The 22,926-nt window shown below is 37.6% G+C and carries 20 protein-coding genes; 10 read left to right on the forward strand and 10 right to left on the reverse strand.

Features of this window, described 5'->3' with window-relative positions:
- Positions 1–26: 26 nt before the first annotated feature.
- Both M2419_RS14265 and M2419_RS14270 read left to right on the forward strand, forming a co-directional pair.
- Entirely contained in the window at positions 27–347 is a 321-nt protein-coding gene (locus M2419_RS14265; RefSeq protein WP_153848346.1) for a hypothetical protein, read from the forward strand.
- Positions 348–358: 11 nt separating this feature from the next.
- The gene (locus M2419_RS14270) at positions 359–691 is read left to right on the forward strand and encodes a hypothetical protein (protein WP_259255284.1); all 333 of its coding nucleotides are present in this window, start codon (positions 359–361) and stop codon (positions 689–691) included.
- A gap of 12 nt (positions 692–703) precedes the next feature.
- On the opposite strand, the gene M2419_RS14275 is transcribed toward M2419_RS14270, so the two are convergent.
- Complete coding sequence (locus tag M2419_RS14275) at positions 704–1,474, reverse strand: DUF72 domain-containing protein (protein ID WP_153848358.1); 771 nt, start codon at positions 1,472–1,474, stop codon at positions 704–706.
- A gap of 200 nt (positions 1,475–1,674) precedes the next feature.
- Between M2419_RS14275 and M2419_RS14280 the strand changes: the two genes are divergently transcribed.
- Positions 1,675–2,778, forward strand: coding sequence for a glutaminyl-peptide cyclotransferase (locus tag M2419_RS14280; RefSeq protein WP_153848348.1), 1,104 nt, complete (start codon positions 1,675–1,677; stop codon positions 2,776–2,778).
- Between the two features lie 64 nt (positions 2,779–2,842).
- Here M2419_RS14280 and M2419_RS14285 read toward each other — a convergent pair whose 3' ends face one another.
- Positions 2,843–3,718: a hypothetical protein gene (locus tag M2419_RS14285; protein ID WP_153848349.1), complete on the reverse strand. Its 876-nt coding sequence runs from the start codon at positions 3,716–3,718 to the stop codon at positions 2,843–2,845.
- 26 nt (positions 3,719–3,744) lie between these two features.
- Complete coding sequence (locus tag M2419_RS14290; RefSeq protein ID WP_153848350.1) at positions 3,745–4,245, reverse strand: hypothetical protein; 501 nt, start codon at positions 4,243–4,245, stop codon at positions 3,745–3,747.
- A 386-nt stretch (positions 4,246–4,631) separates the two neighbouring features.
- On the opposite strand from M2419_RS14290, the gene M2419_RS14295 reads away from it, so the two are divergent.
- The 3 genes from M2419_RS14295 (at position 4,632) to M2419_RS14305 (ending at position 5,793) form a co-directional block, all read left to right on the forward strand.
- Complete coding sequence (locus M2419_RS14295) at positions 4,632–4,880, forward strand: redox-active disulfide protein 2 (RefSeq protein WP_088160902.1); 249 nt, start codon at positions 4,632–4,634, stop codon at positions 4,878–4,880.
- 7 nt (positions 4,881–4,887) lie between these two features.
- On the forward strand, positions 4,888–5,118 hold the full coding sequence (locus tag M2419_RS14300) for a hypothetical protein (protein ID WP_227550352.1): 231 nt from the start codon (positions 4,888–4,890) through the stop codon (positions 5,116–5,118).
- Positions 5,119–5,232: 114 nt separating this feature from the next.
- A complete protein-coding gene (locus tag M2419_RS14305; protein WP_153848351.1) occupies positions 5,233–5,793 on the forward strand; it encodes an N-acetyltransferase in 561 nt (186 codons plus the stop codon).
- A gap of 90 nt (positions 5,794–5,883) precedes the next feature.
- Here M2419_RS14305 and M2419_RS14310 read toward each other — a convergent pair whose 3' ends face one another.
- The 3 genes from M2419_RS14310 to M2419_RS14320 form a co-directional block, all read right to left on the reverse strand.
- Positions 5,884–8,130 carry a GH92 family glycosyl hydrolase gene (locus M2419_RS14310; protein WP_259255285.1) on the reverse strand — a complete coding sequence of 749 codons (2,247 nt, stop codon included), beginning with the start codon at positions 8,128–8,130 and terminating at the stop codon, positions 5,884–5,886.
- Positions 8,131–8,164: 34 nt separating this feature from the next.
- A complete protein-coding gene (locus M2419_RS14315) occupies positions 8,165–10,450 on the reverse strand; it encodes a GH92 family glycosyl hydrolase (protein ID WP_202883790.1) in 2,286 nt (761 codons plus the stop codon).
- 359 nt (positions 10,451–10,809) lie between these two features.
- Positions 10,810–13,947 (reverse strand): GH92 family glycosyl hydrolase, encoded by a 3,138-nt coding sequence (locus M2419_RS14320; protein WP_159728974.1) that lies wholly within the window; start codon positions 13,945–13,947, stop codon positions 10,810–10,812.
- Positions 13,948–14,686: 739 nt separating this feature from the next.
- Here M2419_RS14320 and M2419_RS14325 point away from each other — a divergent pair.
- Positions 14,687–15,448: a response regulator transcription factor gene (locus M2419_RS14325; RefSeq protein WP_159728976.1), complete on the forward strand. Its 762-nt coding sequence runs from the start codon at positions 14,687–14,689 to the stop codon at positions 15,446–15,448.
- Here M2419_RS14325 and M2419_RS14330 read toward each other — a convergent pair.
- Positions 15,445–16,155 (reverse strand): hypothetical protein, encoded by a 711-nt coding sequence (locus M2419_RS14330; protein ID WP_182332875.1) that lies wholly within the window; start codon positions 16,153–16,155, stop codon positions 15,445–15,447. The genes M2419_RS14325 and M2419_RS14330 overlap by 4 nt on opposite strands.
- A gap of 114 nt (positions 16,156–16,269) precedes the next feature.
- Positions 16,270–17,019 carry a ThiF family adenylyltransferase gene (locus tag M2419_RS14335; RefSeq protein WP_259255287.1) on the reverse strand — a complete coding sequence of 250 codons (750 nt, stop codon included), beginning with the start codon at positions 17,017–17,019 and terminating at the stop codon, positions 16,270–16,272.
- A gap of 190 nt (positions 17,020–17,209) precedes the next feature.
- Between M2419_RS14335 and M2419_RS14340 the strand changes: the two genes are divergently transcribed.
- Complete coding sequence (locus tag M2419_RS14340; RefSeq protein ID WP_159728982.1) at positions 17,210–17,560, forward strand: DUF2200 domain-containing protein; 351 nt, start codon at positions 17,210–17,212, stop codon at positions 17,558–17,560.
- Between the two features lie 33 nt (positions 17,561–17,593).
- On the opposite strand, the gene M2419_RS14345 is transcribed toward M2419_RS14340, so the two are convergent.
- Both M2419_RS14345 and M2419_RS14350 read right to left on the reverse strand, forming a co-directional pair.
- A complete protein-coding gene (locus M2419_RS14345; protein WP_153846188.1) occupies positions 17,594–18,847 on the reverse strand; it encodes a PQQ-binding-like beta-propeller repeat protein in 1,254 nt (417 codons plus the stop codon).
- Between the two features lie 24 nt (positions 18,848–18,871).
- Positions 18,872–20,086 carry a DUF1343 domain-containing protein gene (locus M2419_RS14350; RefSeq protein WP_259255288.1) on the reverse strand — a complete coding sequence of 405 codons (1,215 nt, stop codon included), beginning with the start codon at positions 20,084–20,086 and terminating at the stop codon, positions 18,872–18,874.
- 225 nt (positions 20,087–20,311) lie between these two features.
- On the opposite strand from M2419_RS14350, the gene M2419_RS14355 reads away from it, so the two are divergent.
- Together M2419_RS14355 and M2419_RS14360 are read left to right on the forward strand one after the other, a co-directional pair.
- Entirely contained in the window at positions 20,312–21,178 is an 867-nt protein-coding gene (locus tag M2419_RS14355; protein ID WP_182332881.1) for an AraC family transcriptional regulator, read from the forward strand.
- Between the two features lie 176 nt (positions 21,179–21,354).
- The gene (locus M2419_RS14360; RefSeq protein ID WP_159728986.1) at positions 21,355–22,875 is read left to right on the forward strand and encodes an acyl-CoA dehydrogenase family protein; all 1,521 of its coding nucleotides are present in this window, start codon (positions 21,355–21,357) and stop codon (positions 22,873–22,875) included.
- The last annotated feature ends 51 nt before the right edge of the window (positions 22,876–22,926 follow it).

Below are 22,926 nucleotides of genomic sequence, written 5' to 3' on the forward strand. Positions count from 1 at the left end.
TTAGATCTTCAAATTCGACGTAAAACATGGAAAACAAATTTAAAGAGAAGCGAGGTATAGTGTCAGGTCCGATCTGGTCTGACTGGCGCGAACAACTTCGGGAAAGTGAATTAGTCGGCTTACATCAGAGACTCGAGAAACTAGAAAGAGAAATACTCCTTGATTGGCTGCAATGGCATGATCCAAAAGGAAACTATACAGATCGCAAATGTATTGAAAATGGCGTGCAGCAGCTTTCCAAATTAAAGGCTGTCGCGTATATACATAAAGAAATCCTGCGCATCCACATGAAAAGAAGCTATAATGACTTTTCGAATACGCATGCACAACTCATCTTTAACAACTAAAATTTCAAATTATGGAATCTCTTATTAAACAGATCATAGCGCATCAGCTTCCAAAAATTCTAGCCATGGAATCGCATCGCAAGGATTGGCGTTATCAGCTTATGAGCTTAAAAGATAAGACGCTATTCGATAGATTAACGCTTATGAAGAGACAAGAATTACTTGCGTGGCTACAATGGTACGATAACGCCGGGACTTACGCTGATCACGACTGCGTCCGGAGAGGTATTCCCTTATTTACGAAGGTTGGGGCATTGACCGCAGCTTATCAGCGGATTATGCGTGAACATGAAGGCTGGGACGGTTACATGGGAACTGAATATATCCGTGGCAGTGCACTTTAAAAAAGACACTTTTTAAGCAGGAAATATTTTGCTCGCTGTGATATACTTGGCTAATGTATTCAGATTAGAAAGTGCCGCTCCAATTGTATTATTAAAATAAGTATAGACTTCTTTTCCCTCTGCAATCCAGTCGTTAATATAGGTGCTGTATTCAAACAATATGTCGTCCGTATAGCTTCCTTTATAGTCACCATTTGGGCCATGGAATCGCATATAGATTATGTTTGCATTTGCATCTGCGTATTGAAGACGCATACCTTGCATATTCTTATCATGAATAACCAGATTCATATTATATGATTTTAAAAGTTCAGAAGTTTCTTCCCTATACCAAACGGGATGCCTAAATTCTACACAGATCGCCCATCCTTCACTTCTCTTGTCCTGAGCAATACAATCTAGCAATTCAGCAAGCAATCCAATAGAAGCAAATTTAAAAGATGGTGGTAATTGTATGAGCAAACACCCTTTCTTTTGGCCGACAGCGTCAATAACGGATAGAAATCTGGCGACATCCTGTGGATCAAATTTGAGTTCTTTTTGATGTGTAATTCCTTTCCATAGTTTAAACGTAAAACGAAAATTATCGGTCGTTTCTTCGGACCATCTTCTGACGGTTTCTTCTCTGGGGATTTTATAAAAAGAACTGTTTACTTCCAATGAATTAAATAATAAGCTATATACAGCCAATCGACTTTTATCCTGAAACTCCTCAGGATAGTAACTTTTATTCTTGTAAGGCAAAAGGATACCGCTCGTTCCAGTAAAATATGATTTTTCCATACCTTTATAACAATCGGCTAGCATATAATTGTTCATTTTTTTCTTTCACAGACGAATTATCTTTTGTATTGATCAGCAATTGAATTGCATATAAAAAACAATTTATCTAAGTTTGAGAAACGAGTATTACAGTAATAGCTATTTTTAAGCAACTCGTTTTCTAGTTTATTAGCGGATAATTAATCAAGCACACCCTCTCAATGCACAAAAAATCTTACCTCATTTGTTTCGTAATTGGCACCATTTTGGGCAGTTGTACCGGAAATAAAAGTAACAATACAACTTCAAGCTCCCAGCCCGAATATGCCGATAAAAATCCGACATTTACCTTTGACAACATTAAACAGAGCTATACGCAGGGCGAGGATCTGATCTTAAAGATGGGTAGCGAAAAAACGTCCAAAATAGACTCTGTTATTTACGCTATAAACGATAAAAAGATTGGTCAAGTAATCGGAAATGAACCTTTCAATTACTCATTAAAACAGGAGAAATTTGGCAAGCAAATTATTAAAGCTGTCATATTTAGCAATGGAAAACGAGAAGAAAATTCAGTCAATATAGATCTATTCGCTTCCACCCCTCCACTTTTGCTAAGCTATAGCATTGTGAATATTTACCCCCATGATATTAAAGCTTTCACACAAGGATTGGAGTTTTACGGGGATAATTTGATCGAAAGTACCGGGAATGGGGTTGGTCCTAGCGGAAATAAGGGTAAATCGAGTGTTCGCATTGTTAATCCTAAAACGGGTCAGCCCACCAAAAAAATTGAATTGGATGATTCAATTTTTGGCGAAGGTGCCACCGTACTAAATGGAAAATTATATCAATTGACTTATAAAAATAATCTAGCCTACCTATACGATATAAACAGCCTTTCTGTTATTAAGACACTTCCTTACTTTCAGCCAATGGAAGGCTGGGGTTTAACTTCTGACGGTAAAAACTTATACATGTCCAATGGTTCTGATTATATCTATACGCTAAATCCAAATGACTTCTCAAAAATGGACTATATCCGTGCAGCAACGAACACAGCCATGGTGGATCAAATCAATGAAATGGAATGGGTAAAAGGAAAAATCTATGCAAATTTCTTTATGGAGGATGTCATTGGACGGATCGACCCTAAAACTGGTACAGTGGAAGCTTTAGTTGATCTATCTAAATTACGTGAACATGTAACACAACATGTGGATTTAGATGTATTAAATGGTATCGCCTACAATAAAAGATCAAACACTTTCTTTGTTACCGGTAAAAACTGGGATAAAATGTTCGAGATAAAGCTAACAGAATAGCTTTATCTCCATCAAAAAAACAACGTATTGTTCCGGAAACATCCAAATTGCGGTATCGCTAACTTTATGGTAATTCTTTCATTTTGTTAAAACCTTCGGTTACCATAGGGACAATTTGCGGTGTAAATAACTGTGGCAAATACGTCCTTGCCTCCATATCTTTATTGACAATCCTTTGCGCATATTTATCTACTAAAAATTGTAATCGCTGTGCTGAAGATAATCCTGGTAAGGTATAATAGATACTTTTTTCGCCTTCTTTCCCTTCCATCTGCACATACCTCCCTTTGGTCACATTCAGGTGACTGCGGTGTTCAAAATCACGTAGAAAGAGCTCATCTTTATCGACGTTATCCCATTTGGGGTCACGCGGGCAACAAACCGATCCGTAACTTTCTTTTCGATAAACGGTAAGCATGTCTTTTGGGGAAATTGGTTTAACAAAATCGAACCTCGCGTTATCTTCACCAGAAAGCCGGATGCTGTCGACTTTAACCGCACCATCCTCTCTTTTTATGGAATAATAAAAATTGGTCGTCGCAGGTTCTATACACATTCCGTTTTTCGAGGCTTCTTTGGCAACCTCATCATAATACCTCCAATCGGGGACAATCAGTACAAAATGTTGAAGATCGGGATAGAATTCAGTTGACCTTTTTAGTAACTCCACTGGAATTCTAGTACTCAAAAAGAAAACGTAAGTGGAATCTGGAACGATCTGCAAAGGAAGATCTATTAAGTAACTGCCATTTTTCTGAGTCACAAAATCATTGTCGATCATCACAACCTGACCATAGTATTCGCGATACCAATCGGGTTTCACAGTATCAGCTAATGAATACGGGGGTATTGACTGATGTGCAGCTATTTTGCTCTTACAGGACAATGCCATCATAGGTAAAATGATAAGCAAATACCACTTATTTTTTAGTGTTAACATTTTTATAAAATTAAAATATATTTCAACTACTTTCCTGTTTGACTATCTACTTTTATTCCAGCTTGATTCAAGAAGGCTATTTGATATCCTAAACATGACTCAGCTAAGGCGGCAATTTTTTCTTTTTCATCAGTAATCTCCCGCAACAGACTTTTTCGATCCCCCTTTTTCTGTTCATCAATATATTTAATTAATAAAACACCATATCCATCAACGATCTCGGTCATATAACCAACTGTAGCGATGTGAAAACTTTCGGCAGTTTTACTGTATTTCAATTGAGAGGCTTCGCATTTTATTCCCTTTATGTAGCTACTCAAAGCGCGTGCCTCATTCAATTTCATGTGATAGGAATAGTCTGATTTATCGACATCATATTCCCCTTCCAGCAATTTTCCATAGCTCTCATCCATTTTTTCTCGACAGCTATGAAAGAGCTTCGCCATTTTCTCGTTGTACCCCGACTCCAAATTACCCCTACAGGAACACATGGTAAATATCATAAAGATTAAAGCTAGCATTCTCATTTCTTGATTTTTTTTACAAATAACAGCTTTTTAAAACAGTCTTTCCGCCTCGTTTAATATTCGTGGTCTTTGTTTTAAGATTCGTTATTTTCCGCACAATCTACTTGCTCAAAACAATACGCTTATACCTACTTTGCACAAACTGTTCGTTACCATGAAAGATGAAAAGGTTGCTCTTTAAAAAAACGGAATCCATAAAAATCACCTTATGCTGTATTATTAAGAAAAAGGTCCTTCGAAACCGACTATTTTTGCCATTTAATTAATCCTTTTTTAAAAAAAACAAGAAAAAGACTATATTTAACAAGATTCACACATCATTTAACGCAGAAAACTTTGTTTCTTAAAAAGAATTACGGAACTTAGAGACTATAAACCACCGAAATATGAATAATAGACCTTTAAACGGAATGACTGACGAAGAGCTTCAAACCAACAAAAAAACTGCTCTGGTAATTACTTGGATGCTCACAACCATGCTTTTTATCCTATTAGGCATGGGAATTTATACCTCAATTAGCAAAGGATTCAGTGCACTGATGGCCATTCCTTTCGCCTTATCTCCCATTGTTATTCTGAATTTTAAAAGAATAAAAGAAATCAATGAAGAACTCAAAATAAGAGGAGCTCAATAAAGTCATCATGAAACACTTCTCATTATTCGTATTCTTTATTTTACTCGCGGATATCGTATTTGGTCAAGAGATCAGTAAATCAACGACACAGACGATCACACAATCGGGTATTGGACTCGGTTCCGTGATTGCCGTTGTCACCTCATGGGATCGCAACAAATCTATACTTTGGGCTTTAATTCATGGAATACTAGGTTGGTTATACGTCATCTATTATGCCTTCACCCGCAACGAGTAACGATTCTTAAATATGATTCTCACCAGAAGAGCCAAGCCGATCATTACCAGAATGTCTTTTCTTACATAACATCGCGATCAATACCTTTTCTATATCTCGTCCCCAATCAAACACATGAGTTCCTCACCTATTTCCCATACAGATTTTGTCATTGAAGAAGTCAAAGAATCTAGCATTAACTTAATTTCTGAACTAGTAGACCTGACTTTTAATATTGTCCAAGGAGGTGCCTCCGTAGGTTTCATGGAAGATCTAACAGTTGAGCAGGCAAAAAAATTTTGGACTGACGTACTGAACAAGGTCAAACAGCAGAAAACAATATTGATTATTGCAAGAGATGCCTTTACGCATCGAATCGCGGGGACTGTTCAACTGCAAATCGACCTCCCATCAAATCAGACACATCGTGCAGATGTAGCCAAAATGTTAGTCCATACCGACTTTCGAAGAATGGGTATTGCACAAAATTTACTTCAACACATTGAAAATATAGCCATTGATCTAAATAAGAAACTACTGGTACTAGATACTGTAACCGATAGCCCGGCTTATATTATGTATCAAAAATGTGGCTGGACGATAGTCGGAGATATCCCAAATTATGCGCTCTTCCCGAATGGAACATGGTGTAGCACGACATACTTTTACAAAAGCTTAATTCTGCCGGCAAAATAAAAAAGCCCCCAAAATAATTAAATATTCATTTGGAGGCTTCTCTTAATTATTTGGGAGTTTCACATAAGAAACTCCATATACCTATAGACCCTATCTATTTTTGTACCATACCGGTCCCGGTTTTTCGCCCATTTCTAGCACCAATGTCGCTCCAGACATAATTTGTTCATGTGTGATATAACTTGTTTCAAGAGGCTTACCATCGATCGTAATGGCTTGTATATAAATATTGGATTTACTGACATGGTTAGCTTTCACGGTAAATTTCTTTCCATTGGACAACTTCAATTCAGCTTTTTCAAATAAAGGTGTACCGATTTCGTATTTTCCACTTATGGGATCTACAGGATAAAATCCTAATGAGCTGAATACATACCAAGCCGACATCTGCCCGCAGTCATCATTTCCACTTAATCCCGAAGGTGTATTCAAGTAAAGCTTGTTCATTACCTCTGCCGCATATTGCTGCGTTTTCCAAGGCTGTCCAACCGCATTAAATAAATAGAGTGCATGATGGCTTGGCTCGTTACCATGCGCATACTGCCCAATCATTCCTGTGCTAAAAATTGGCAGTTTGCTGGTGTCAGAAGGATGAAATGTAAACATGCTATCTAACTTCTGTCCAAAGCGCTCTTGTCCACCAACGAGTTTAATCAATCCAGGGATATCATGTTGTACAGACCAAAAATATTGCCATGCATTACTTTCACAGATATGCGCGCTATATTCCTCCGCATCAAATAGGGTGATAAACTTACCATGGCTATCTCGAGGTTGCATAAATGAAGTAGCCGGATTATACACATTTTTATAATTTTGAGCTCTTGCAAAAAATGTTCCCGCAATCTCTTTCTTTCCCATCTTATCGGCCATCATTGCGATGCAATGATCGTCATAGGCGTATTCAAGTGTTCTTGATAGGGACCAGTTTTCGGCATTGTATTCATCTTTGACATCATAAGGCACATAGCCTAGTTTTTTATACAGACCTATACCCCGATAGTTGTCAATATTAACTGTGGCAACACAGGCTTCCAATGCTTTTGATGCGTCAAAATCACCGATTCCTTTTAAATATGCATCTACAATGACAGGAATGGCATGATTTCCAATCATCATATCCGTTTCACTTCCATAAATATTCCATACGGGCAATCGACCGTGCTGTTCATAAAAGGCAATGAAGGACTTAATCATATCATTTACCCGACTAGGGTCGATATAGGTAAATAATGGATGCGAAGCCCTATAGGTATCCCAAAGTGAGAATGTACTATAATTGGTCCAACCTTCGGCCTGATGTACCTTCCGGTCAGCCCCCATGTAAGCACCATCAACATCACCGAAAATTGTCGGTGCCAGCATAGAATGATATAACGCTGTATAGAACTTAACTTGCTCCTCTTTGTCTTTGGTCTCGATTGCTAGCCTACCCAATTCGTGATTCCAATTTTGCTCTGCCTCCTTTAAATAATAATCAAAATCATCTTTTGGAACTTCTACTTTTAAGTTCTTGGAAGCGCCTTCCATACTTACACCCGAAAGGGCCGTACTTAAAGTCACTTGTTCTCCAGCTGCTGTCTTGAAATCAAAACGTGCTTTGAATGCAGTACCAATTCGTTTTGCACTTTTTGCCGTTGTATCAGCGCTGGATAATATTGCTGAACTATCGATATGAACGGCCATAAAAGGCTTAGAAAACCGAGTTTCAAAATAAACGCGTTGGCCTCTTGCCCAACCCTCCGAAAAACGATAACCACGAATAGTGACAGAATCAACCACTTCGATGTGTGAATCCGTGGTAGCATCCCAATTCATTGCTTTCTTTAAGTCTAAAAATACAGCAGACTCGGCTTTTGGAAACGTATAACGTTGAATACCGCAGCGTGCTGTTGCTGTCAGCTCTACATTTATATCATAATCAGTAAGTTTTACCTGATAGTATCCAGCGTGAGCCTTCTCGTCTTTATGCGAAAATTTGGAATGTATACCTAAGGGAGCCGCGGCTTCATGATAAGGTAAGGTAACCGGCATAAAAGATATGTCGTACAAGTCGCCAGCCCCGGTTCCACTTAAATGTGTATGGCTAAATCCGGAAATCGTACTGTCAGGATAAAAGTATCCGGAAATACGGTCCCAGCCAGGCAGCCCATTATCTGGGCTGAGCTGTACCATCCCAAAAGGTGATTGTGCTCCAGGATATGTATTGCCCGTAAAATCCGTTCCGATAAAAGGATTTACATACCCTGCATAAGAAGTCTCATCGGAATTTTTTAGTGAAGCGCAACCAATTAAGGACAAAAGGCCTGCACAGACCGCATAATTAATATATTTCATCGTGTAGATCAGTTTTTCAGTTTAGTTTGCCTAATTATCTATTTCCAGTAACGATTAGAATATCCTTACTATTGACCAAAGTCTGATGGTTGATTTTAAATCCATTGAATAGTTTTCCATCGATAACGATCTTTTTGATATAATCACCAGCATCCTCTTTTTGACGTCTTATCGTCACTTTGTCCCCGTTTGGATAATATTTCTTATCGAGTTGGATGGTCACTTTGTCGAATACCGGTGTTACAACTGTATAATCAGGTCTACCTGGACAAAAAGGATAGATTCCAATCATGTTCATTAAAGCCCATGTAGACATTGTTCCCGTATCGTCATTTCCCGGTATACCCCCTGGGCTGTTCGTAAAATGCTTTTCTAAAATTTCTTTGACCAGCTTTTGGGTACGCCATTCTTCTCCTTTGATTTCTGAAAACACATGTGGATACAGCATATCTGGTTCGTTGGTAACATCAAAATACCCTTTATCAAACGTTGCCTGCAGTCTATCCACAAATTTTTGCTTTCCGCCCATCAATTTCACCAAACCAGGTATATCAAATGGTATGGCAAAACTATAGTTCCAAGCGTTACCTTCATGGAAACCATGATTAGGTTCAAAATTGGCGCCCATCAATGGGCTAAATGGACTTAAAAACTCGCCGTTAGGAAGAATAGGTCTGAAAGTCCCATACTCCGAAGAATAATAATGTTTATATCCCTGTGCTCGCTTAGCAAAAATCTGAGCGTCTTTGGTTTTCCCCAATGAACCGGCCAATTGGGCTATGTTCCAATCTGCAACATAATATTCAATGGCATGAGATACCGAATTATCGAATGAATCGCGCAGTGGAACATACCCAAACTTCACATAGTCCGCATTGTCTGGTCTAATTTTATTCGTGGAATCCGTAGTCGTTGCCGATTTCAGAAACGCTTCATAAGCTGTATTAACGTCAAAATCCCGAATGCCTTTCATCCATGCGTCAACGATCACTGGAACTGCCGGATCGCCATCCATGGTATAGCTTTCTCGGCTATACAACTCCCATTTGGGCATCCAACCACTTTCCTTATAAATATCGATCATGGAACGTATCATACCCACCTGCTTATCGGGATAAACCAGCGACATTAAAGGCTGAACATTTCGGTACGTATCCCATAGCGAAAACACGGTGTAACGATTGTGATCTGCAACAAGTGTCTTCCGACTTTCCATGGCAGGATACTCTCCGTTTACATCCTGCAAGATATTTGGATGAATCATAGCATGATATAATGCTGTATAGAACACTGTTTTTTGGTCCTCGGTACCGCCTTCTACCTGTATCTTTGACAATGCATTGTTCCAAAGCGAACCTGCGTGCTTTTGTGTTTTTTCAAAGCTAAAATCTGCTTGTTCAGCATTTAGATTTTTACGTGCGTTCTCAATGCTCACAAATGATACGGCAAGCTGTACTTCTAAGCTTTCATTTTCTTTGACATCAAAACTAAAATATGCGCCAAGATCATCGCCGGAAAGCTGATCGGTATAGTCCGTAAAAATTTTATATTTTCCGGCATCTTTATTCCAATCATTTTCCCACTTTTCTCCGGCACGCTGGAATTTCCAATACCCTCTTTTTGACGGTTTTTTATTGACCCGCATAACAAAGAAGATTGGGTAAACAGCCTGATTATTCGTGTAACAGAAAGAGCCCAACAACTTAGATCCTTCTATTTCGGTATCACTTACATAACGAACTGTTGCTCCCGTTTCATTTGTTAAACCTTCGCCCAAATTAAGCAGGATATTTGCCTGTCCTTTTGGAAAAGTAAATTTCGAAACACCTACACGGGTTGTTGCTGAAACTTCGGTCTTGATACCGTATTTCTTTAACACATTGCTATAATACCCGGGGTGGGCAACCTCCTGCGTATAGGTACTTCCGTATTGATGATAATCAACCTCTAATTTCCCTGAGGTTGGCATCAACAACAGACTTCCCATGTCTGGACATCCTACCCCACTTAAATTAACATGAGAAAAACCTGTAAAATAACTGTTGCTATGTTCATAGGGAGTAGACCACCATCTTGCATCCTTATCAAATGCATTAAGTGATGATCCCATTACATTAAACGGAGAAACATTCATCAAGCCGTTGGGAACCTGAGCTCCCGGATTAGTTGTTCCATAATTGCTGGTACCGATAAACGGGTTGACATAGTCTGTAGGAAGCTTTTGGGCAGAAACGTTCTCCCAAAGAAATAATCCTAAAAGTAAAAAACGAATAGATTTGATCATATAATCTTGATAGACGACATTGTTAATTGCTTTCATTCAAGCAAACACCATAGGCCGCGCATTTTAGCGTGTACCTACAATACTACAGATAATCGCAAAGATTTACAAATCTTATAAGTGGTTATATCGATGATTTTACGTTTGTTAATAGGATTTAGCAAAACTAAAAATGTTAAGCAAAGAGATTTATGATAACCAATAACAACAAAAGCCTGAAGTGGGGAACTTCAGGCTTTTACTAACTAACCAATTATTAACCTAAATTATGAAACTACAGATATAACGCCGTCCGAAGGCAGTTTCTTATATCAGACCTCTTAGTTTAACCAAACTTTAACACATCCTTACTATACTTCAACTCGCCCTAAGTATGGTGCGGCAATAAAATATATCTTTTATTGGTACAATCCCCATTGCTTATTAGGGCTGGCTCCCATTTCTAAGACGAGCTCTCCTCCCTTTAGAAGTTCAGAAGCATCAAAGTAAAAGGTATTGAGGGGTTTTCCATTTAATGTTGCGCGTTGTACATACATATTTTTCTTATTTGCATTTTTCGCTTTGATAATAAACTGTTCACCTCTTCCATATTTACCATCCAATCTAATCTTAACCTCCTCAAAGAGTGGGCTTCCTATTTCATAAATTGGTTTGACCCTTGTTCCGCCATCTATCTGAAATAAACCAATAGCATTCATGATATACCAAGCACTCATTTGCCCCTGGTCTTCATCGCCGAGATAAGCATTCGAAACCCCTTGGCCATAATAGCGCTCACCTATGGAGCGGCTCCATTTTTGTGTCAACCAGGGCTTACTCAACCAATTAAAAATATAGGCAAAATGCATTGATTGCTGATTTCCCTGAACAACAGGATAATCCCAATATTGATCATTAGGGCCATTATAGCGCCATTTTTCACTTTCTGGAAATCCCCATTCCAATCGTTTTAAAAACACATCCTGGCCGATCATTTTAGCTAGTCCAGGAATATCCTGTGGCACAAAAAAAGTCAGTTGCCATGCATTTCCCTCGACATAATGATGGTTAGCTCCCGATTTAAAAGGGTCAAAATCTTTATACCATTCTCCTTTTGAATCCTTCATCCGAGCATATCCGCTACTGACATCTATCGCATTTTTCCACCAGTTTCCGCGATCATTGAAATAGCGATACTCCTGCTCTTTTCCTAGCGATTTTGCAAACTGCCCAACTGTCCAATCGTCAAAACTATATTCCATTGAATTTGAAAACCGCCCCACATCATAGGGAACGTACTTATATTTTAAATAGACATCCAAATCCCTATTACCCGCAAAACCACCTTCAAATTTCAATGGACTCGTTGTCTGCATTTTTTTAACAGCTTCAAATGCCTTTTCGGTATCGTAGTCTCTAATCCCCATCTGGTATGCCCCAACAATTAACGGTATTTCATGTTCAGCAACCATGACGGGTATATACTCCATTCCAGCCGGCCCTTTCGCCAGCCAGCCATTTGCGTCATACATCGCAAGTTGCGATCTAACCCATTTACTGGACCATTCCGGTGTAACCAGATTCCAAAACTGATTTAAATTCCAAAAGGTATTCCAGAAAGCATCACAGCCTAAGGCGAGATCCCCTTTATGGGTTAAAGTTCGTATCACTTCATCCGAAGACCTCCATTGACCATTCACATCACTAAATGTGTTTCGGCTTGCCAAAGTGCGATACATATTGGTATAGAATTTCTCTTTTTCAAAATAGTCTGAAGACTTTATCTCCAATCTACCTAAAAGTTCATCCCAAACTTTATGTTGATTTTCCACGACCCGATCAATGGACCATCCGAATGGCTCCGACAGTTCCGTTTTTAAATTCTCCTCTGCATTGGCTAAGCTCACATAGGAAATCCCCGTGCGCAGTTGTACAGCCTTATCTTTGTGCACATCAAATTCCACGTACATTCCCGCAAATTGAGCACTATCGGCGACCAAATCGGTCCGTTCTGTTATCTTATCATTATGCCATGTACCATAGTTTTTTATCGGTTTATCAAACTCCATCACAAAGTATACGACATAATCCTGTTTTGCATCCGTGGACCAAACGTTTTCAGATAATTGATTACTGTATCCCACAACCTTATAGTCAGAAACCTTTTTCAGCGAGAAATCTTTAATTTTATAATCATATTCTCCATTAACCTTAAGATCAATCATAATACGTCCTGTGTCCGACTTATGATAAGTATATTGTTGAAAGCTGGAACGTGTACCAGCCGTCAATTTTACATCGATATCGTGATCAAGGAGATGAACAGCATAATATCCCAATGGAGCCTTTTCGCTGGTTTTATCTATTGCTGATCGATATCCTGAATTTGTACTATACTGATCTCCGACCCGAGTTTTCAATTGACCTGCTGTCGGAAATGTTCCCAATCCAGCCATTGTCCATTCGTGAATATGGCTAAAAGTACCAATAGATTCGATAGAAGGCTCATAACCAGCCTGCCAGCCAATATTTTGGTTATCTGGACTTATCTTTACCATGCCAAAAGGCATCCACGGTCCCGGGGCTATCATCCATCTGGAATGTCCTGCACCCATCATCGTGTTCACATAATCTGAAACTCCACCTAGTCTTTTTGGGCCCCGCTTGATTGTTGATGACTGTATTAATTGCCCATTACTATAAATTTCATACTTACTCCATATATCCTTAGCGACATAAGGCATTGGTATTTCAAGTTTCGCTGTACCTTTTTCAAGTGTTTTCTCATAAATTTTCTTTCCATCTAAGACTACTTTCAACTGTTCATCATCTTTCAATTTCAAGAGATCAACCAGCATATTTTGGACGGGTTTCCCTGCACTTAGGATCTCAAAATCAGCTTGCTGTACATTTTTAACAATTACAGAGCGATTAGCTATTAACTTTACTTGCTGTGAACCCAGCAGTTTAAAGGAATCAAATTCAACCCAACCTCCCTTTATGACAGTCATGGTAATCTGATTTCCTCCTTTCTTAATGAGATTAGCTGGTAATGGTATATTTATCGTAGAATTTCCAGATTTTAAAGGATTCTCTAGCGGCTCACCATTTCCTGCTCCCCGCTCCACCTCAAAATTATAGGGCTTGCCATTGATTGCGATCTGTAGCGTAGGTCTATTTTTAGGGTCACTATTTGCTAATTTAACCTGGAGTGTGCACTGACCATTTTTTATACCATTGTTTAACACATAGTATAGATTTAAAAAATGTGTTCTCAGACCAGAGGTTCCTCCAGTCCCCCCCCATTCATTGGCCGGACCGGGCAATACATAGGGTAAATCCTTTGTTAAAGAAGATTGACCGATGATAAACGCATTGTCTTCATAACCAAAATCATGTTCCAAAAATTTCTTATATCCATTCGGAGACAAGGCAAATTCGCTGCTTGAACCGTCTGAATTTCCCAATTGCCAAATTGCGTGCTCCTGACCAACAACAGACTGCACACACATGAACAACAGACCGGTGGCAAAAGAAAGTGAGAAACGTAATTTCATAAGTATCAGATTTTATAATTTTTAATTACATCAGTTGCTTTCCTCGTAAACTATACGAAACAATTCACAAAACACATCACATTGTACATACATTAATAATCTACAAAAAACGTTTAAAAGCAAAACTTTAAGCACAATATTACTACAAAAAAAACAAATATCAAACGAATAAAATCAAAATGTATATACATATAAAAAGAAAAAAATAAACTGAATCTAATTGACACAAGCGTGGGAAAATGAAAGGTTTTGATTCTTAGATGGAAAAGAGCTGTATTTTGCAAAAAAGGGCAAAATATAGTCCAGTGAATAGCTACTCAGAGAAATAGTTTTATAGGAAATTAGCGGGAATTGTTATTATATTTGCTCCAAACTTTGTCAAATATCTTATTTATTTAAAAATTATTATTGGGAAATTGATTTCAATAGGTTATATTTATATAATTTAATTGCAATATTGGGCAAAGGTAAGCAGTAAAACTATTAGATTTATAATCTAATAAATATTCTACACATTTGTGTAGGACATTTATTATCAAGTAAAATAGAGACAAAAAGTGTTGAAATACGTCATTTTTTAGTTCTAGAAAAACATAAAACACGTATAAATACTTAACAAACGGCTATTTTAAATATTTTATTTGAATTTAAGTCATTATTTTTGCCTTACAAATTAGCGTAAAATTTACGCTAATTTATTATTTAGATACTAGAGTAAATCCTTTTTGTAGTTTACAATATGAAAGTTGAGATTGAAGATTTTTTTAAGCCGGTATATGTTAAAGATAATTTTACTAAGGATGACTACGAAATTGTAGATGCCTATATTAATTTTGCAAAGTCTCTCAGCAAATTAACTTACCAAAGCATATATTTAATTGATTATTCAAAAAAGAGCTTTCTGTTCGTGTCTGATAACCCTATATTTTTATGTGGAAATACTCCTTCTGAAGTTCAAAAAAAAGGATATCAGCATTATTTGGATAATGTACCTGAAGGAGACTTACTGCTGTTAAAGAAAATAAATGAAGTCGGATTCGAATTTTTCGAAAATCTTCCGACTGAAGACAAATTAACGCATTCAATATCCTATGATTTTCATTTGAAGCAAGCTAAAGGAAAACCTCTTCTTATAAACCATAAACTGAAGCCTATTCTTTTAGACAAATCTTCAAACCCCTGGATTGCACTATGTGTAGTTTCCATTTCTTCACATGCCAATGCGGGGAATATTAAGTTTAAATCTGACGATGCGGGCAAACAATTTGAATATAATTTAGATACTGATCTTTGGGTAGAATCTCCTCATGTCAAACTAAAACCACGCGAGAAAGATATTCTTCTTTTTTCAGCTCAGGGATTCACAATGGAACAAATTGCCGATAAATTATACGTTTCAATTGATACCATTAAGTTTCACAAAAAGCAAATATTCTCAAAATTAAAGGTGAAGAGTATTACTGAAGCAACAGCATTAGCTATTGAGCTATCTCTATTCTAATTAGATACTCTATTTTTGCCGCCATTATTATCATTAAAACCCATATGTTTTGCTTTAATAGCAAAGCTATCCGAATCATCACTATTAGCTAAACAATATTGAGCGACTTTATTTTTCTGAATGAAGTAATCGAGCCATTCAGTTCTAATATAAATAGGCAGGGTTTCTGAATATAAATAGATGATTGGACTGCCAAGCTCATACGAAGGTATGCCAAGTTTTAGCAGCGTATTAACCAATTTTTTGTCACACTCGGCGATGATTAAGCCGTTATCCAAAAAATGAGGTGGAAAAAATGCATCAAAGAGCATTTTTTTTAAAATGCTGATCCGTTGACCTTCAATCTTCTTCGAAATAATAAATCGTCCGATATGCCAATAGTGATTTACTTTTTGCGACAAAAGCTCTTCTTTTGATACGGAAAATAATTTTTGAATGGGTAATATTGTTTCTCTATCCCAATAGGTGATGCGAATTGATGCATGGATATTATGCATTTTTCGGTCACGCAGAACATAATAAATTGAAGTATCAAAAAAACTTAAATCTTCGCCTAATAAATTCTTATAATGATGAGTATATTCTTCATTAAGAGAATCATCCAAATTATAATATTCAGCTGTCGTCCTTAAATAAAAATGAATGAGTTCAAAAAGTTCTTCCTTTTTAAGTTTAGTGAAATAATAATTATCAGATGTCCAATTCATGTAGATGGTATTCAAGAGCAATAAAAATAAGCACTTTCCTCCTAAATTCCCGCAGCATTAAAATTACTACACAAAAGTGTAATAAAACAATCGATTCTTTATCTTATATTATAATCAGCGAATCATGGATAAATAATAGGAATCTGGAAAGAATTTCACAGGTTTTGCTGTTGCCAAATTGAATACGACGTGACTTACCATGCCAGATAGGAGGTATAAACCTAGGGATAGCTGCGGCGGAGGTGACGTCAACGCAATCTTACCATATTCTTCCAAAAATTCCTCGAACCATTTCGTTTCTATACCTTTTGTTTTTAAACTATCCACAATGAATTTCCCGACATTTAATTCAAATGTCTTGTGGGCCTTTTCCAATGAATGTAGATTAAGACCCTCAGGTGGAAGAACTGTTAAAAATCCTGCCCAGCCCAAATTATAAGGATGTACTACCGTTATATTTCTTTTTGCCATATACTGGTCAAAAACAAAAGGAATATCAGAAGAAAAATCCAGCGCATTGATAGCAACCTTATGGTTAATACCGATATCAAATAGATTATCTTTGTCAATAAATTCTGGAAATACTGTTATTTTGGCTTCCGGATTAATTGTCTGTAAGCGATCCTGTAAAGCAATTACTTTCTTTACACCAATATCCTTGTTTGTATAGTTTTGTCTATTTAGATTTGACAACTCGACAATATCACCATCGGCAATTGTGAAATTTTCGAAACCCATACGCAATAAGCACTCTGCAATGTAACTTCCTATTCCGCAACCTCCTATCAGCACAGGAAAGTCTTTGATACGTTGTTGATCCTCTTCTTTAATATGTATGTTATTTCGAATATACCTCAAATCCATATATAATCTTTCAATAATTTTGTATCACATAAAAATAGAATTATAATTTATATTATTATTAAAGAAATTGCTAAGTAAATTCTATAGTTACGTAGCACCAATTAGCGATGTTTTTGCTTAATTTAGCCAACTATCCTTTGTTTTTATTTTCATTCAAAATGAATACCTTTAATAAAATCAATGTGTAAAAATGGATAATACAAGAATATATCGCATGTCATTTGCTGGTGTATACCCGCTTTATATACAAAAGGCCGAAAGAAAAGGACGCACAAAAGAAGAGGTTGACGAAATCATTTTCTGGCTTACCGGCTATAATCCGGTATCCCTACAGCAAACGATTGACGATAAAATCGACTTTGAACATTTCTTTAAACAAGCACCTTGCTTAAACCCGAATGTTTCAAAGATCTCTGGTGTAATCTGTGGCTATCGCATTGAGGATATTGAAGATCCGCTAGTTCAGAAAGTTCGTTATCTCGATAAGTTAATTGATGAACTGGCCAAAGGTAGATCCATGGAAAAAATATTGAGAAAGTAAGACCTGCTACGATTTGTAAATAGCGCGTACTTACTATTCCAATGCATAGATGGCACCATCAGCGGAACTAAAATAAAGCCGATTTCCATCAATCCATATTGTTGAAAAGATACTTCCCATCTGCAGGTAGTCTGCAAAGAGTCTTGTAATATTATCCTCATATTTTTGTTGCAGATCGGCGCGGAGCATATTTTCATCATTTATAAACAATTGCCTATTCTTTTTACTCGACTCCGTTTGAAAAATAGGCACAACTTCTCCGTTTTTTATATCCAATCTATAAATTACACCATCCAGCGTTCCAAAAAAAGCCTCATTACCAGCAATTGAGGCACTGCTAAATGTATTTAAAGGTACTTTAGGTTCAACTATTTTCACGCCGTCCATTCTATTTAAAACAAGTATACTATAGGAATCCGACATGGTTACAACAAGCTTATCGTCAAAAATACTAGGAACACTTGTCCAGCTTCCCGGTTGATGATATACCCAAAATCCACTTCCATTCGTGGCATTTAGCGCATATACATTAAAGTCACGAGCACCAAAATAGACTGTACTGTCGGCGACTGCTGCATGGAACTGAATCTCACCTTTTGGAAAATAACGTTCGCCAACCGTTTTAAACTTCCAATGAAGGGTACCATCTTTTTTCAAACAATAAAAATAACCATCAAAACTACCAATGAAAACACGCTCTTGTGTCAGCGTTGGGGCTGCATGCACAATACCTCCAGTTAGGAATTTCCAAACAAGTTTTCCCGATTTAGCATCTACGGCATAGACATGATGATCCCCAGACCCAAAATAGACTACACCATCTGCAACCGCAGGAGATGAGAGGAAATAGTCCCATACATCATAACTCTTTTCACCATCTGTTGAAAACTGCCATAATTTTCGACCTGTTTGGGCATCCAGGGCATACAAGTAGCCAGCAGTGCTTAAAAAATACACTGTTCCGGCATCAAGAGCAACAGTTGACCGAATTTCACCTGTAGTTTTATACTTCCAAAGTATATTACCGCTCGTTTTATTCAATGCGTAAAGATTACTGTCGCAAGACCCGACAAAAACGATGTCCTGCCAAACGACGGGCGAAGAAAACAGCATTCCCTTTGTTTTGAATTTCCATTTCAACGCGGGATTTAACCTAATGTTGGATTGTGCTGTATAATTTTGACGATCTAGGCCTCTAGCCAGGTGCTGCGCCCGTAATTGACAAAAACATCCCACTGCAATACATAGGATAATAATTGGGCGCCAATCATATTTTAGTCCAAACATCGATGTACTTTTATTCAGGTTATATTATTGATAGATAAGGTATTTTTCCCTAGTCTTTCTATAATGACTTATGCCCGGCTCCCAGCTTTTTCGGATTTCTTCTTCCGAAACACCGGCTTCGATTTGCTTGCGAAATAAATCTACGCCCACGAGCTTTTCGATACTTCCAATCTGTTTCGAAAATGATTGATCAAAAAACTTGTCTTTTTCCGGAGAATTCCGATAAAGCGCTATCATCCAGGATAGGTTTATTTTTTTGCTATCTACAAGCTGCTGCAGATCATATTTACGCAGGTCTATTCCATAACATTCTTCATTCATAAACAGTGGCGATTCACTCATCCCTTTTTTACTGACGGGGACAAATGAGAAGTCATATATACCTTTATAGATTGGGCTACCAATTACAACAAAGGGATAATCGGTGCCTCTGCCATGATTCACTTTCACACCTTCAAAGAGACAGGTACTGGGATATAATAGTATGCTTTGTTCCGTATTTAAATTGGGCGAAGGATTGACTGGTAACTTATAAAGCATACTATGATCATAATCTGCTACAGGAATAATCTTCAATTTACATTTCTTTTTAGTATCCATCCAACCTTCTCCATTGATCATCTGGGCGAATTCAGCTGTAGTCATCCCATGTGCAATAGGAACTGGGAATTGCCCGATACCCGACTTATGTTTTGTCTCCAAAATAGGACCATCAATTAGGTAGGCATTGGGATTGGGCCGGTCTAAGATCAAGAGCTCCTTATCATTTTCTGCGCAGGCTTCCATAATATCCCGAAGGGTATTAATGTTGGTATAAAATCTCACCCCCATATCCTGCACATCATAAATAAACAGATCGATATCTTTTAGATCCTTCGCTGTTGGCTTTTTCTTATTCCCATATAAAGAGACAATAGGAATTTTAGTTGTCGGATCGATTTCGTCCCCCACTTTAGTTCCATTACTTGCATTGCCTCGAAATCCGTGCTCAGGCCCAAAGATTCTCACAATCTGAACCCCGCGTGCAAGTAGACTATCAACAAGGTGTCTCCCTTTAATAACCGTAGATGGATTGCCCAATATTGCAATGCGTTTATTCATTAAATAAGGAAGATAACGCTCGGTCTGCTCGGCTCCAGTTTGTATACGATCATTACAATAATTCAACGAGATCTGTGCTGTTGCATTTCTGAACAGGAATAGAGTCAATATAAAAATGAGCACTGGTTTCATATTCATTTGGTTTATAATATTAAAATATAGCCCCTGAGCATCAGGCTATTTATCCGATTGCAAAAACTAAACTAAGGATAAAGCTTTATTTTAGCAAATCATTTGTTAAAATTGATAAACAAGTTTTATCCAGCTACCTTTGGAGTATTATTGGGAGCATGATTTACACATGAAACAATAGATGACATTCAGAAGCTGTGGCATACTAAATTTTTATAATAATAATTGATAATGGAAAAGCAGGTAAATGCGGGTGAATTTGTAGATCGTTTTATGACAGGTAGTTTGGAGCATCTTCGCTACCAGCAATCGCCGATCAAGATATTTCAGCTCAGTGAAATCGCTCCTTACATTAAATTCCCTACCCCACCTATTTTCTTGGGCTATAACCTCCTCGTTCATATAACTGAAGGTTATTTTAAACATCAAATTGGAGCTAAGGAATACGTTGTAACAGCTCCGGCAATTCTTATCAGCAATTACGGCAATATCTCAACAATAAAGTCGGTCGATAAATCCGCGAAAGGACATTGCGTTTTGATCAACGACAATGCAATGACTTCCATATTCAGGGAACAGGAGATTTTGAATATCTTTAATATCTCGCCCTTACTGAACTTAACTGCGCGAGACAGCAGCGATCTTCAAGAGCTTTTTAGATTGCTTTATAATGAACTGCTTTCGGAATTACCTTATCGAGAACTATTTGAAAATTTATTAAAATCGGCAATTCTAAAAATCATCAAGCTATCTTCATCCAACCTAGCCCTCAATCGGAGACAGGAAATTGCTATGATGTTCAAACAGCTTGTGCACAAAAACTTCAAAAAGCAAAAAAATATTTCATTCTACGCGGATAAACTCGCAGTATCTACAAACTACCTTAATCGATGCGTATTTTCTGTATTCAAGAAATCGTCGAAGGAACTCATTCTTGAAGTGCTGATTATGCACAGTCAATTTCTATTGTTTGAATCCACTAAAAGCATTGCAGATATCTGTTATGAATTGGATTTTTCTGATCCTTCTTATTTCTCACGGCTTTTCAAAAAAATAGTTGGCGTTTCTCCTACTTCTTATCGAAACAGAGCAACTTAGGTTTTCAATATGCACGATTTGTCCTATCTTTTATACTGAAGTACACAAGAGAATCAAATTGATTGCAGTTATTTTTGTGTAAGTGATTGAAGCAAAAAGAGAATTTCAGTTCGGTAGTACACTTTATTCTCGATGTTTCAAATAAATTGTTCCATCATTTAATTACATATTTAAAGATGCTTAAGGTTTCAGAACACAACAATATAACCCAAGATTTCGATTTGTTTATTGCGGATTTTAAAACTAGGCTATCAAGCTTATTTAATAAAGAGTATGATTACAACTCGCTCAGTTTAACGCGAGGGCTACCGCCTGAGTTTTTAGCAGAGATCATGAAAATGCAACCCTTGTCGGTTGCTATTCCAGAACACCACGGTGGTCGGGGCCTTCATGTAAAAGAATGCTTGGGTGTACTGGCAGCAGCTTCTTATGAATCACTATCTTTATCGCTAATCTTCGGGATTAATATTGCGCTATTTTTGGAACCTTTTGCCAAATACGGCGACACCTTACTTCAAGAGAAGGTATTCCCTCAATTTTTGGAAAACCAAGCTATGGGGGGACTAATGATTACCGAACAAGCTTACGGCAGCGACGCACTCAATATGCGAACATCTTACGAACAAAAGGACGATAAGTACTATATAAAAGGTGAAAAACACTGGCAAGGTCTTACTGGAGCTGCAGACTTTTGGCTCGTGACAGCACGCAAGAAAAATGAAAGCGGAGAACTGGTGCGGGATATAGATTTCTTTGTCACAGAGAACGCCGTCGAAGAACAAAAGATTGTTGTTACAAAGAAATACAATAGCCTTGGTCTCTATGCGATTCCTTATGGTGTGAACGACATCGACATCAATGTTCCCACGGACCACAAACTAAATCCGGAAAGTACAGGAATTAAATTGATGTTAGACACCCTCCATCGCAGTAGATTACAATTCCCTGGAATGGGCATGGGTTTTATAAAACGTATGTTGGATGAGGCCATGAAGCATTGTTCCGAACGTCGTGTATCGGGTATTAGTTTAAATGAATTAGACGCTGTTAAATTTCAGTTGTCGCGCATACAGGCTGCATTTACATTATGTTCTGCAATGTGTTCATACAGTGTCTCGATCAGTTCTATCCATAATGACCTTTCAGCCTATGGTGTAGATGCCAATAGTGTGAAAGCATTTGTGACAGACTTAATGCATGAAGCCGCGCAAATATGTGTGCAATTATCCGGTGCAAATGGTTACAGGTTAGACCATGTTGCCGGTCGTGGCCTCATAGACAGTAGACCTTTTCAAATCTTTGAGGGGTCAAATGAAATGCTTTATTCTCAAGTTGCTGAAGCGATCGGTAAACTTATGCGCAAAACCAAAGAAAGCAACTTATTGTCTTTCTTAAAAAAATATAGCTCAACTGAATTTGCAGCACCATTTTTCTCATCAATCTTGAATTTTGACTTTCCGCTACAGCCGAAACAGCGCGAACTGGTTACACTTGGAAAGATAATCGCCCGCGTCATTTGTTTTCAGTATGTTTTACAAATTAACAACGCCGGGTTCAATGATAAGATGACAGAAATAACACGTCAACACGTGAGCATGGATATTTATATGTTGGTAGGCCAATTATCGAATAATAATAATGCCGAACCACTTATGAACTACGACGAAAACACAGATTGGATGAAATTCACTTCTTAATAAGGAGAGATTACAGGAATCAATCTAGTCAGTAAGTTTCAATAAAAGCAA

Source organism: Sphingobacterium sp. BIGb0116, from assembly GCF_024808035.1.
Taxonomy (GTDB): Bacteria; Bacteroidota; Bacteroidia; order Sphingobacteriales; family Sphingobacteriaceae; genus Sphingobacterium; species Sphingobacterium paramultivorum.